Annotated in this window: 14 protein-coding genes; 4 read left to right on the top strand and 10 right to left on the bottom strand. The window is 34.3% G+C overall.

All coding sequences use genetic code 11. The features are described 5' to 3' along the window. Positions 1 to 43: 43 nt before the first annotated feature. Together NG806_RS20585 and NG806_RS20580 are read right to left on the bottom strand one after the other, a co-directional pair. The gene (locus NG806_RS20585) at positions 44 to 763 is read right to left on the bottom strand and encodes a phytanoyl-CoA dioxygenase family protein (protein WP_261511182.1); all 720 of its coding nucleotides are present in this window, start codon (positions 761 to 763) and stop codon (positions 44 to 46) included. 15 nt (positions 764 to 778) lie between these two features. After that, entirely contained in the window at positions 779 to 2,029 is a 1,251-nt protein-coding gene (locus NG806_RS20580) for a dicarboxylate/amino acid:cation symporter (protein ID WP_214832581.1), read from the bottom strand. A gap of 202 nt (positions 2,030 to 2,231) precedes the next feature. On the opposite strand from NG806_RS20580, the gene NG806_RS20575 reads away from it, so the two are divergent. The 3 genes from NG806_RS20575 (at position 2,232) to NG806_RS20565 (ending at position 5,175) form a co-directional block, all read left to right on the top strand. Continuing rightward, positions 2,232 to 2,720 carry a BON domain-containing protein gene (locus tag NG806_RS20575; RefSeq protein ID WP_261511181.1) on the top strand — a complete coding sequence of 163 codons (489 nt, stop codon included), beginning with the start codon at positions 2,232 to 2,234 and terminating at the stop codon, positions 2,718 to 2,720. 5 nt (positions 2,721 to 2,725) lie between these two features. Continuing rightward, positions 2,726 to 3,145 carry an SH3 domain-containing protein gene (locus NG806_RS20570; protein ID WP_214832584.1) on the top strand — a complete coding sequence of 140 codons (420 nt, stop codon included), beginning with the start codon at positions 2,726 to 2,728 and terminating at the stop codon, positions 3,143 to 3,145. 170 nt (positions 3,146 to 3,315) lie between these two features. Continuing rightward, a complete protein-coding gene (locus NG806_RS20565; RefSeq protein WP_261511180.1) occupies positions 3,316 to 5,175 on the top strand; it encodes a CocE/NonD family hydrolase in 1,860 nt (619 codons plus the stop codon). Between the two features lie 37 nt (positions 5,176 to 5,212). Here the strand turns inward: NG806_RS20565 and NG806_RS20560 are convergent, their stop codons facing one another. The 4 genes from NG806_RS20560 to speB all read right to left on the bottom strand — a co-directional run bounded on the left by NG806_RS20560 (position 5,213) and on the right by speB (position 8,340). Beyond that, entirely contained in the window at positions 5,213 to 5,821 is a 609-nt protein-coding gene (locus NG806_RS20560; protein WP_261513133.1) for an alpha-ketoglutarate-dependent dioxygenase AlkB family protein, read from the bottom strand. A gap of 4 nt (positions 5,822 to 5,825) precedes the next feature. Further along, positions 5,826 to 6,536 carry a class I SAM-dependent methyltransferase gene (locus NG806_RS20555; RefSeq protein ID WP_261511179.1) on the bottom strand — a complete coding sequence of 237 codons (711 nt, stop codon included), beginning with the start codon at positions 6,534 to 6,536 and terminating at the stop codon, positions 5,826 to 5,828. 23 nt (positions 6,537 to 6,559) lie between these two features. After that, a complete protein-coding gene (locus NG806_RS20550; RefSeq protein WP_214832591.1) occupies positions 6,560 to 7,417 on the bottom strand; it encodes a bifunctional helix-turn-helix domain-containing protein/methylated-DNA--[protein]-cysteine S-methyltransferase in 858 nt (285 codons plus the stop codon). A gap of 68 nt (positions 7,418 to 7,485) precedes the next feature. After that, positions 7,486 to 8,340: an agmatinase gene (gene speB, locus NG806_RS20545; protein WP_214832593.1), complete on the bottom strand. Its 855-nt coding sequence runs from the start codon at positions 8,338 to 8,340 to the stop codon at positions 7,486 to 7,488. A 207-nt stretch (positions 8,341 to 8,547) separates the two neighbouring features. Here speB and NG806_RS20540 point away from each other — a divergent pair, with 207 nt between their 5' ends. Continuing rightward, positions 8,548 to 9,210: an HAD family hydrolase gene (locus NG806_RS20540; protein WP_214832595.1), complete on the top strand. Its 663-nt coding sequence runs from the start codon at positions 8,548 to 8,550 to the stop codon at positions 9,208 to 9,210. Positions 9,211 to 9,281: 71 nt separating this feature from the next. Here NG806_RS20540 and NG806_RS20535 read toward each other — a convergent pair whose 3' ends face one another. From NG806_RS20535 to NG806_RS20520, 4 genes are all read right to left on the bottom strand, one after another. Next, positions 9,282 to 10,673 carry a type III PLP-dependent enzyme domain-containing protein gene (locus NG806_RS20535; RefSeq protein WP_261511178.1) on the bottom strand — a complete coding sequence of 464 codons (1,392 nt, stop codon included), beginning with the start codon at positions 10,671 to 10,673 and terminating at the stop codon, positions 9,282 to 9,284. A 130-nt stretch (positions 10,674 to 10,803) separates the two neighbouring features. Beyond that, positions 10,804 to 11,679 carry a tyrosine-protein phosphatase gene (locus tag NG806_RS20530; protein WP_261511177.1) on the bottom strand — a complete coding sequence of 292 codons (876 nt, stop codon included), beginning with the start codon at positions 11,677 to 11,679 and terminating at the stop codon, positions 10,804 to 10,806. Between the two features lie 111 nt (positions 11,680 to 11,790). Beyond that, positions 11,791 to 12,438, bottom strand: a complete 648-nt coding sequence (locus NG806_RS20525) for a thiamine diphosphokinase (protein WP_261511176.1) — start codon at positions 12,436 to 12,438, stop codon at positions 11,791 to 11,793. Next, complete coding sequence (locus NG806_RS20520; RefSeq protein WP_261511175.1) at positions 12,428 to 12,997, bottom strand: cob(I)yrinic acid a,c-diamide adenosyltransferase; 570 nt, start codon at positions 12,995 to 12,997, stop codon at positions 12,428 to 12,430. The genes NG806_RS20525 and NG806_RS20520 overlap by 11 nt, the downstream gene beginning before the upstream one ends. Positions 12,998 to 12,999 lie beyond the last annotated feature (2 nt).

The raw sequence follows: 12,999 nt of genomic DNA, 5'->3' as shown, positions 1-12,999 counted from the left end.
CTTTATTCTGAGGCCGAAGCTCAGATAGAATCAATGGCTATAACTATATTCTTTCTGACCATTGAAGTTCTTCCGCCAGTTCCTTATCCGAGAACTCAATATGAATTACTCTTCTTTTTTTAGAATTGGTTGTTCTGTTTGAGCCGTGAAGAAGCAAAGGTTTCATAATCATTATACCACCTTTTTTCACTTTACAATTCTCTTCAGTCTCTATTCCCCAATTTATTGTTTCTGGTCTGTAAATTCCTTTGGCGTGGGATTTCGGAACAACTTTTAAAGCACCATTATGCTCATCTGTATCGTCCAAATGAATTCTTATAGTATATATATTTTCAAGTATATCCAAGGGTGGCTGAACAGCAAACTGATTTTGCTTAGTCGTCCAGGGTCCAAAGTTAGGTAAATTGAGTTTTTTATCCACTGAAATAGTCAGATCCTGATGATAAGCCACATACCAATTGGATTTCTCCGGTTTATCAAAATAAATACTTTTTACTGCAAAATATTTATCTCCGAAAACTTCTTTTATTATGTCTTTAAGCCGATCCGTGAAAACAAGTTTTGTAACTTCAGGAATTTCTTTTAAGAACTGTCTTATAGCAAACAGGTCTTCAGATTTTCTAAACGTATTTTTTGACGTATCCATATCCTGAATAACATTAACTATACCTTCAATTTCTTTATCAGAAAAGATGTTATTGATAACAGCAAAGCCATTTTCTACAACCTCACTCTTAGAAGCCTTCAAATCATATCCTCTCATTAAAGCCTACGCTTATTACGACTCCACGCCGGGATTTTCCAGCTGCCCTTCCCATTTTGATACTGCAGATGTCGCCAAAGCATTTCCTAAAACATTAGTCATACTTCTTCCCATATCACAGAAGTGATCGATAGGTAAAATCAAGGCAATTCCTTCCGGTGGAATTCCGAACATAGAACAGGTAGCTACAATAATGACCAACGAAGCCCTAGGTACCCCGGCAATTCCTTTTGATGTAAGCATAAGAACCAAAAGCATTGTGATCTGTTGTCCCAATGTCATTTCTATCCCATAAATCTGAGCAATAAAGATCGAAGCAAATGTCATATACATCATACTTCCATCAAGATTGAATGAATATCCTAGAGGTAAAATAAAAGATACCACTCTGCTGTTGCATCCAAATCTTTCCAACTCTTCAACTAATTTTGGGAATACAGCTTCGGAACTTGTAGTAGAAAAAGCGATTAGTAAAGGTGCTTTAATTCTTCTCAGTAATTCAAAAAGACGGTTTCCTAAAATAAGGTAACCAGCCAATAAAAGAACCAGCCAAAGAACTGCTAGTGCAAAGAAAAAGTCTCTCAGGTAGACTGCATATACTTTAAATATCTCAAAGCCATTCATAGCGACTACTGCAGCAATTGCGCCGAGTACTCCAAACGGAGCAAACCACATGATGTACCCTACCATTTTAAGAATAGCATGAGCAACAATATCAAATAACTTAATAACCGGCTGTGCATACTCTTCACCCAAGTTAGCTAATGCAACCCCAAACATAATTGAAAATACAACGATCTGAAGAACCTCATTGGTTGCAAAAGCTTCAAATATACTTTTTGGAATAACATGTTTTACAAAATCCTCAAGAGAAAATCCTTTACTGCTTTTCAAGAGTTCTTCGGCTGAAGCCGCATCCTGAATAGGCAGCTTGGTCACATGTCCGGGTTCTAGCCAGTTTACAAGTATCAATCCAATAAAAAGAGACATCAGAGATGCGGAAATAAACCATAGCATAGCCTTTGTTCCTACTCTTCCGATCATTTTGATATCGCTCATTTTAGCAATACCAACCACTAGCGTTGTAAATACCAACGGAGCAATAATCATCTGAACAAGTCTGATAAAAATAGTTCCTAATAATTTGATATTTTTAGAAAAAGGTTCTGCACTCTCCGGGTACTGCACATGAATAACCCCTCCAATTCCTACACCCAAGATAAGTGCAATAATAATTGCTATAAACAGCTTATTTTGTCCTTTCATATAAATAGTTCAACTTTCGCAAATATAATAGTTTTTAAATTGTTCAGTACTACTTATTAAATTGGAACATAGGCAAAATTAAAACGCTGATTTTAAAAACATTGTAAAAAAATTAAGAAACATTTAGCTAATTTTTAATCATTTGGTATAAATTTTATTATTACATTTATAGTATCAATACATTACATTTAAATATACAACTATGAAAAAAACAATCGCAATGGCTGCCCTTGCTCTGGCAGTATCTTTCGGAGCTATTTCTTGTAAAAAGAAAGTTTCTGATGCAGATCTTCAGACACAAGCTACAACAATTGTAACGTCGAACCCTAGCGCTTCTGTTGAAGTAAAAGAAGGTGTAGCACACTTAAGCGGAACGTTCCCGGATCAGGCTTCTAAAGATGCCATGATCAAACAACTTAAAGCAGTAAATGGAGTAAAAGATGTTATGGATATGTCTACTATTGCTCCTGAAGCTACTGCTGCTCCTGTAGCAACAACTTCAGCTGTAGATCCGGCTGTTCAGAAAAAAGTTCAGGATGCTGTTAAAGATTTCCCTTCTGTAAAAGTAGAAGTGGTAAATGGTGAATTAACACTTACAGGAAATGTTTCTAAAGAGCAAGCTAGAAAAATCAAGCAGTCTGTAGATGCTTTAAAGGCTGGAAAAGTAAACTATAATTACACTGTAAAATAATTAAAATGAGTACATTACAAGATAAATATTCAGGGGTTATTTCAGCAGCTCAGTCTGCAGGAATTTCAAATCTTCAGGTTCAGGAACAGGATGGAATTTTATATATTTCAGGAGCAGCTTCTAATACAGCAGCAAAAGATGCAGTATGGAATGCTTTAGGAACTATTGATTCTACTTATTCTGCTTCAGATATCAATGTTGACGTACAGGTTGCAGGTCTTGCTTCTGGAGCAGCACTTACAGTTGCTACTGAGGATTCAAACCTTAACATCAGACAGGAGCCTTCTACTGAAGCTGCTGTTGTAGGAAAAGCATCAAAAGGTTCTTCGGTAACTTTAATTGAACAAACTTCTGATGATTGGTGGAAAGTAAAAACTGCTGATGGACAGGAAGGATATGCTTATTCAAGATACTTGAAAGCTTAATTCATTATAATAAATATTGAATCCCTGAAATTTATTTCGGGGATTTTTTTTGTTTACAAATCTAAAATAGCCTGTATAACTCTGATCATTTCTTGTGATTTAACACTGATAAAGCAATATTTATCATGGTCAAAGCGTTTTTATTTTTAAATTAGCGACAAATTTTATTTATGAAAATCCATATTTCCATTTTATTTATTTTCTTTTTCATCCTTGGAAACGCACAAAATACCAACCAAAAGGACACTTTTGTAAAAGACAATTTTACAAAACAGGAATTTTATATCCCTATGCGTGATGGTATTAAGCTTTTCACAGCAGTATATACCCCAAAAGATATCACAAACAAAAATAAATATCCATTCTTAATGCAGAGAACCTGCTATAGTATTGCTCCTTATGGAGAGAATGAATACAAGGCCAAAGTGGGTCCTAATCAATATCTGATGCAGGACAAATATATCTTTGTATATCAGGATGTGCGTGGAAGATACATGAGTGAAGGTACTTTTACCAATATGACCCCTCAGGTAGAAAGAAAAACTAAAAAAGATGTAGATGAAAGTACAGATACCTATGATACTATAGAATGGTTATTGAAAAATGTAAAAAATAATAATGGAAAGGTAGGACAATTCGGAACTTCTTATCCTGGTTTTTATACGGCTGTAGGAATTCTGGCTGATCACCCTGCCTTGGTAGCTTCATCTCCTCAGGCTCCAATTTCAGATTTCTGGAATGATGATTTCCTTCACAACGGAAGATTTATGCTGGGTTATTTCAGAACATTCCCGGTTTTTGGAGTTCAGAAGACCAAAGCTGAAAAGCAGGCCTGGTACATGGATACTTTTATCAAGCCTACTTCTGAAGACGGTTTAAAATTCTACAGAGATATGGGAACTTTAAAAGACGGTTACGATAAGTATTACAAAGACAACTTCTTTATGACCGAAATAATGAATCATCCTAACTATGATGAATACTGGCAGAAAAGAAGCCTACTTCCTCATCTTAAAAATGTAAACCATGCTGTAATGACCGTTGGTGGATGGTTTGATGCGGAAGACTTATCCGGACCGCTTAACATTTACAAAACGATTGAAAAAACAAGCCCAAAAGCAAAAAATACTATTGTGATGGGACCTTTCTCTCATGGTGGATGGTCTCAGGAAATGGGTAAACACTTCCACAATGAGATCTATTTTGGAGACAGTATTGCAACCTATTATCAGAAAAATATTGAAACCAAGTTTTTTAATCATTATCTAAAAGGAAATACAAAACAGGATGCAGGTCTTCCAGAAGCAATGATGTATGATACCGGAGCAAAGCAATGGAAAGAGTTTGCAACCTATCCTCCAAAAGAGGCTAAAAAGATTAATTTTTATCTTACTAACGGAACTCTGAAAAATGTTTCAGATCAAGGATTTTCAGAATATTACAGTGATCCAAATAACCCGGTATTAAGTTCTTCAAGTCTGAAAGATTTTAATGGCTTTACTCCCAGAAATTATATGTCGGAAGATCAAAGGTTTGCAGAAGGAAGACCAGATGTTATTACCTTTACAACAGATGCTTTATCAGAAGATATGACATTTGCCGGTGAAATTATGGCTAAATTAAACATTGCATCTACTTCTACAGATGCTGACTTTGCTGTAAAAGTAATTGATATATACCCGGAAGATTTTAAGCCAACAGAGAAGAAAGATGGTGTTATTTACGGCAATTATCATCAAATGGTAAGAAGTGAGATTATGCCTGCAAGGTTTAGAAATTCAAGAGAAAAAGCAGAGGCTTTGGTACCAAATCAGAAAACAGCCGTTAACTTTAGGTTACAGGATGTTGTTCATACCTTTAAAAAAGGACATAAGATCCAGGTCCAGATCAGCAGCACTTGGTTCCCGCTCTTTTCTGTAAATCCACAGAAATTTATCGATAATCCGAATATGGCGACTAAGGAAGATTATACAAAGGCTTTTATTAAAATTTACAATGACAGCGCTATTGAAGCTGAGGTTATAAAATAAAAAAAAAGGTGGCTTCGAGAATCTCAGCCACCTTTTTTCATTCTTCAATCGTTCTAAACGTCAAATTAACCCTGGGAGTTTTCACCTTCGTAGTAGGCGGAAGTCTGTGGAGCCAGTTGTCCTGTGTCGTTCCTTTCATCACCAATAAGCTGCCATTTTCTAAGAAGATTTCTACTTTCTCTTTGGTTTCCTTATGTTTAAATAAAAATTTTCTTTCTGCTCCAAATGTTACAGAAGCAATTGCACCATGTTTTTTCAAATCTTTTTCACCATCACTGTGATAAGCCATTCCCTCACTTCCATCATGGTACAAATTCAGCAGACAGGAATTATAGGTTTCCCCTGAAACTTCCTCGCATCTTAGCTTTAATTCTAATAATTCAGGAGTCCATGGTATTGCATATTTCGTTCTGTTGGAATACGTATATTCAAAAGCCCTTTCCCCGAACCATGCAACCTTTCTTTTAGTTAAAATCAACTTACCGAATATCACTGCCTGATCATTTTCCCATGGAATCTGATTAAATAAATAATCATAATAAAAATCCGACTTTTCTTTAGAGAAAACGGTGCCATAATAATTGACTACTCCATCATTGGGAAGGATATTAATTGGAAAATCTGATATTTCTTCAAATAAACTCATCATTTTATTTTTTTATTGCACGGATACACATAAAGGCAGGAAACTCATTAAGCTCCTTATAATGTTTTGGATCAAGTTTTTCAAACTCTTTTGTTGGTTTAGGTTCGATTAGTTTATCAATATAGAATCCATTATCAGTTAAAGGAGTTATACATTTGCTAAGCGGTCGTCTGAAACTGTTGATTTCAATGGGATCGCCAAATCCGTTCCATGTACAATTCACATGCTCAATTTCAAAATACTTCTCTGATTTGAAGTAATTGTATTCAAAAAAAGGATGCTCAATCGATATAACAAGACTTCCGCCAGGTTTCAATACCCTGTAGAATTCTTTAATCGTAAGGTTCCAATCTTCTACATAATGAAGGGCTAATGTACAAATAACAGTATCAAAGCTTTCATCATTAAACATTTCAAAGGGTGAAGACAAGTCATGAACAAAAAAATCTTCTTTGTTATTATTTCTTATTTGTGCAAGTTCCACCATTTTTAAACTGATATCAAAACCTTTTACTATAGCACCTTCAGACAATAATATTTCAGCATATTTTCCCGGACCACAGGCTGCATCAAGGATAATTTTCCCTTTGGCATCCTGAATTAACTCCAGTGTATTAGGCCTGTCATAATATGCATTATGCGGCTTATGATCAATCAGCTCATTGTATTTCTCAGCGATCTCTTCATAAGCAGATATGATCTTATTTTTAATCATGCTTTTATTTTATATTATGCTTTCTAGATTGAATTAGCCATATTAGAAGTATGTGAACCTTCCCAACCGATAATCATCTGTTTTCGATCACTTCCCCAACGGTAGCCTCCCATATTTCCTGAAGATTGGATCACACGGTGACAAGGAATAAGAAAAGCAACGGGATTACTCCCTATTGCCGTACCTACTGCTCTCGAAGCTTTAGCATTCCCTATCTTTTCGGCCAGATTACCATACGTTGATAATTTACCCATTGGAATAGAGAGAAGCCCTTCCCAGACCTTAAGCTGAAAGTCGGTACCTTTAAGATGAAGTTTTATAGTGTTTAATCTGTTCCAATCTTTATCAAAAATTGAAAGAGCATTTTTTTGAAGCTCATCATGTTTTTCAAAAAAAGAAGCATTAGGAAACTGAGTTTTCAAGTTTCCTAATGCCGTTTCTTTATCGTTTTCAAAAGCCAGATGGCAGATTCCCTTTTCAGTGGAAGCTACGATAACATTTCCAAAAGGACTTTCGGAAAAGCTATAGTTGATCACAAGGTTTTTTCCACCATTTTTATATTCTGCAGGAGACATTCCTTCTATGTTTACAAACAGGTCATGAAGCCTGCTGGTACTGGAAAATCCCGTTTCATAAGCTGCATCAAATATGCTGAGTTTTTCTTCTTTCAATAGACTTTTTGCATGTTCCAGACTAATGAATTGTAAGAATTTCTTCGGACTTGTCCCAGCCCAATCAGTAAATATTTTCTGAAAATGAGTGGGGCTCAGATGTATTTTTTCTGCTACCTCATCCAAGCTTGGCTGAAGTTTAAAATTACTTTGGATATACGCTATCGCTTTCGCAATTCGGTTATAATCTATTTGACTTTGTGTAGACATATCTTTGTATTTTATCTCACAAATTTCCAAAGAAAATTCCGCAGAAAAAATCCGATTCTTGTGGAATTTTAGCCTTTGCTAATGTGATAATAAGCTAACATTTTATAGTATAATTTAGCTGCCAGGAAAGCACTAGGCTTAGCCATTGGAGAATCCATTAATTCTACAATATCAAAAGCAACTACATTACATTTTTCAAATACCATTCTTAATAATTCTAATGTCGGATACCATTGTAAACCGCCAGGCTCCGGAGTTCCCGTAGAAGGACAAATGGAAGGATCAAAAGCGTCTAAATCTATCGTAATATAAACATTACCAGAAACCTTCTCCAATACATCATTGATCCAGTTTTCATTTACTGCAATCTCATGAGCAAAAAACACTCTTCCTTCAGGCAAATATTGGTACTCTTCAACATCCATTGAACGGATTCCCACCTGAACCAGATTGTGCTTCTGATTGGCTTCAAAAACGGCACAAGCATGATTGGAGGTAGAACCATGGAACTCAGGGCGTAAATCTGTATGGGCATCTAATTGTAAGACTGTTAAGTTCTCATATTTTTCACCTACAGCACGGATAGAACCAATAGAAACAGAATGCTCACCACCAAAAAGTGTAAACAATTTACCATCGTTCTGTAACAGTTCTTTTGTTTTTTGATAAACAGCTTCTGTCATCGCCTCCGGTGTAGAATTTTCAGAAATTTCTCCACCTAGATAAACACCTTCCAAATAAGGTTCAGTTCCTGTCTCAATGTCATAAAGCTCCATATTTTCAGAAGCGTCAAGGAATAATTCAGGACCTTTATCTGCTCCCTTTCCCCACGTTGAGGTTCCATCATAAGGAACTGTTACCAACATTACTTTTGAGTTTTCTAATGATGCATTTTCTTCAGGAATTCCCGCGTATGTTTTCATGTTTTTATTTAAAAATTAAATGATTTAAAATTTGAAATACTGAGCAACAAAGATACAAAGAAGTTGGAAGTCGGAAGCAAGGTCCCTGAATTTTTTGAAAGAAGATTAAGATACAAATAGACAAGAGCTAAAACTTAAATCTAACTCCTAACTTCCTCCTTCCTTCATTATTTAAATATTAAACCTTATTTTTGCAAAAAACAAAATATGTCCTTAAAAGCTGTGCTTTTCGATATGGATGGGGTTATAGTAGACACAGAACCATTGCACAGAAAAGCTTATTTCAAAATGTTTAACGATCTGAAAATTGAAGTATCAGAAGACCTATACACTTCATTTACCGGATATTCTACCAAAAAAGTTTGTGAAATATTAATTCAAACTTATGGACTTAATTATACCTATCAAGAACTTAGCAACATCAAAAGGGATTATTTTAAAGATTATTTCTACAATGATGCAGATTTCGATTTGATCTCTGGAGTACGAAAATTAATTGAGCATTATTATGAAAACGGAATCAAATTAATCGTTGCATCATCTGCAAGTATGATCACTATAAATATGGTTTTTGATAAATTTGAACTTGAAAAATATTTCAATGGAAAAATAAGTGGTGCTGAATTAAAAGAATCAAAACCTCATCCTGAAGTTTTTCTTCTGGCAGCAGAAATGGCCAGTGAACCTATTGAAAACTGTATGGTAATTGAAGATTCTACAAATGGAATTTTAGCAGCCCACAATGCCAATATTTTTTGCGCAGCCTATAAAAGCGAACATTCCCTTAATCAAGATTATACTTTAGCTAATATTATCGTTTCAGATTATACTGAATTGGAATTAGATAAGATTTCAAATTATTTTGAGTAAAAAAGGGTTCTCAGCTGAGAACCCTTTTTTATATCGGTTAGTCATTAAAAAAGGACTAATTATTTTTTATGCTAGTAACCCAGAAGTTTAAGAACATCTTCAGGTTCCTGTCTTTCACGGAATATCTCATATTGAAATTCCCCGTTTTCGTCTTTCTGGATCAGGATATGTCTTGGCTGAGGCATTAAACAGTGATGTACCCCACCATAGCCACCAATTGTTTCCTGATAAGCTCCTGTATGGAAGAAACCGATATACAGTGGTTTTGTATCACTAAAAACAGGCAAATAGATTGCATTGGTATGCTGTTCAGAATTATAATAATCATCTGAATCACATGTTAGACCACCTAGGAAAACTCTTTCATAAGTATCTTCCCAACGATTTAACGGAAGCATAATGAAGTGTCTTGAAATCGCCCACGTATCAGGAAGTGTGGTCATAAATGATGAATCGATCATATTCCACTTCTCTCTGTCATTCTGACGTTTTTGAGAAATAATCTTATACAGGTTAGCACCACTTTCTCCAACTGTGAAACTTCCAAATTCAGTATAGATATTCGGTTCCTCTACTCCTTCTTCTTCACAGAATTTTTTGATCTGCGAAACGATTTCTTCAACCATATACTGATAGTCATAATCGAAGTTTAAAGAAGTTTTAATTGGAAAACCACCACCAATGTTCAATGAATCAACTTCTGGAGCAATTTTTTTCAAACGTGCATAAACGCGAAGACATTTATATAATTCGTTCCAATAATAAGCAGTGTCTTTAATCCCCGTATTAATGAAGAAGTGAAGCATCTTCAATCTAGCATTTGGATGTTCAGCAATTTTCTGACTGTAATATGGAATAATATCTTTATATCCAATACCTAATCTTGAGGTATAAAATTCGAATTTAGGTTCTTCTTCCGAGGCTATTCTGATTCCAATATCAAAAGTACTGTCAATACTTTCTGTAAGCTTATCAAGCTCTCTGTAATTATCAAGAATAGGTGTAATATTTTCAAAACCACTGTTGATCATATCGGAGATCTTCGCCAGATAATCATCTGTTTTGAATCCGTTACAGATCACTTCGATACTCTTATCTACTTTTCCTTTTTTGTAAAGAGATCTTACAATGTCCATATCATAAGCCGAAGACGTTTCAATTGAAATATCATTCTTCAGCGCTTCTTCAATAACAAAATTAAAATGACTGGATTTCGTACAATAACAGTATCGGTAATTTTTCTTATATTCGATTTTCTCAAAAGCCTCTTTGAACCAGCCTTTTGCTTTTTGAATATTTTGAGAAATCTTCGGGAGGTAACTAACCTTTAAAGGTGTTCCAAACTTTTCAACAACTTCCATTAAAGGAATATCGTGAAACAACAAATTGTTCTCAGAAACATTAAATTCTTCCGTTGGAAAATATAATGTCTGATCAATAAGTTCCGAGTATTTTATTTTCATTTTTTAACAAGTGAATTAAGAATGCAAAATTGCTAAAAAAGTTTGATTTTTTGGTGTTAAAATTATTATAATTTTCGTCAGTTCCCCTAAAGACCTGCATCTAAAACAATAATTACATTTTTAAGATTTATTAATACGTAAACTTCTTAAGATAAGATTCTCTTTTATCCTCAGAAATACCCAACACCTTATGAATATAAACATCTATTGAGCCATATTTATTATCAATTTCATTAAATGCTGCATCCAGATAATCTTTTTCGACCCAGCTCAATTTTTCCAATACTTTTAAATCCATTTTTGGATATAAAAAGTGTAGATTGTTTGCAAGTCCAAGTCTCTTTATGATCATCTCCTTCCTGAAATTATTAGATAATAGATAATCATTATAAATGGTTGCTTTGTCAAACTTTAATATCGTAAGAATTAAAGCCGTAATAATTCCCGTTCTATCTTTTCCAGCCGTACAGTGATACAAAACAGGTTGATCTCCATCTAAAATTTCTGTAATGATCTTTTTTATGACCTCAGGATTTTCAGTTACGTACTCACGATAAAAATCGATCATCCTTTTATCAGCATCTTCAGCACTTACCTTTCCCTTTAAAACTAATTTTCTAGCTTGCGATAGCTGATCTCCCTGATCTTCAAAGGCCGAATATTTTTTATAAATAAGATTTTCAGGAAGCCGATCAGGTTTCGACGTGATTTCTTTTTCATTTCTGAGATCAATAACTTCCTTGATTCCTAACATTCTAAGACTATCAAAGGATTTTTTCTTAAGCTTATTAAGATGACCACTTCTATAAAACCGACCTTCCTTTAACGTTTTTCCTTCAGAATTTTTAATATTTTCCAGTGTTCTGAAATTGTATACTTTTTTTATTTCGATGTTTTCGGCTCCTTCATTTTTACCATATTCAGGTGAAGTAAAATTTTGTGTTTTACAGGAAAAAACACAGTGTAGAATAATAATTAGAAGCGATATTTTAAATAATTTTTTCAAAATTTAGATCTTAGAAACATGATTTGACCACAAAAGGTACAAAAGTTTTTAGAGACTGCTGAATACAATTATATTTTATAAAGTTTTTGGGATATGATGGTAAAAATTATTTTAATAGATCTCAGGGTATTTTATTTCATCACGCCCTACAAAAAACAGAAGATCTCCTAATTCATATTCAACTGAAACTTCATCTTCAATTGCAAAATTCCGGGTTCCAATTCTTGAGGTAATACTTAAGCTTCCGTTTGTTAAAGGCCAATTTAATCCTTTTGTTGTTATATTTTCTACTGAAGGGAATGGATAAAGTGAGATCATTTTATTTTTCACTCCATTCAATTTAAAATTTTTAGAAATAAAATAATACACTGAGAATTCATCATAAAATTTGATATTCAATTGATCTTTAAATGCATATGCTACCGTTAGATTTCCTAAGAAATGATCCTGTTCACCACCACTAGCCCCTAAAACATCTACAGAATGAAATCCCCTTTCTAGGATAATTTCTAAAGCTTTATGAAAATCCGTTTTATCCTGATCTAAAGTAAGAATGAATTTTTCCTGATACACATTTTCATCAGATCCCGTGTGCGAATCAAAATCACCAGAAATAAAATCCAATTGATCCAAAGGAAAATTTCCTTGTTTCAGATAATGAAAAGCACCATCGGTACAAGCAATTAAATCGTAATCATTTAAAGTTGGAAAAGATTTTGGAGGTTCTCCGTTAATAAAAAGTAGTGCTTTATCTTTCATTAGGATTCCAGTATTCTTCCGGTTCGTTATTTAATTTCGAAACGTAACGTGCCAAAACAAAAAGGTAATCTGAAAGTCGGTTAAGGTATTTAATAAGTTCAGGACGGACTTCTTCTGCTTCATTTAAGAAAACCAGAGATCGTTCTGCTCTCCTGCAAATAGTTCTTGCAGCATGTAAAAATGTAGCTGACTTACCTCCACCCGGTAATATAAAATATTGAAGAGGTTCAAGCTTCGTTTCAAAATTATCCATCCATTGTTCCAATTCTTCAATTTCAGATTCCGAAATAATTAGTGGAAGACGGGATTTCCCATTAGCAAGCATCAATTTATCAGTAGGTGTTGCTGCTTCAGAACCTACAGTAAACAGATCAAACTGAATTTTTTTTAATTGTTGTAAAACTTCAGTATCTTCAATATGGCTTTTTGCAATGCCAATAAAAGAGTTCAGCTCATCTATATTTCCATAACTTTCTACTCTAGCACTGGCTTTAGAAACTCTCGTTCCACCATAAAGAGCAGTCTGTCCTTTATCTCCTGTTTTCGTGTAAATTTTCATAG

The organism is Chryseobacterium paludis (assembly GCF_025403485.1).
Classification (GTDB): domain Bacteria; phylum Bacteroidota; class Bacteroidia; order Flavobacteriales; family Weeksellaceae; genus Chryseobacterium; species Chryseobacterium paludis.
The sequence above is the reverse complement of the archived record's forward strand: the minus strand, read 5'-3'. Positions and strand labels throughout refer to the sequence as shown.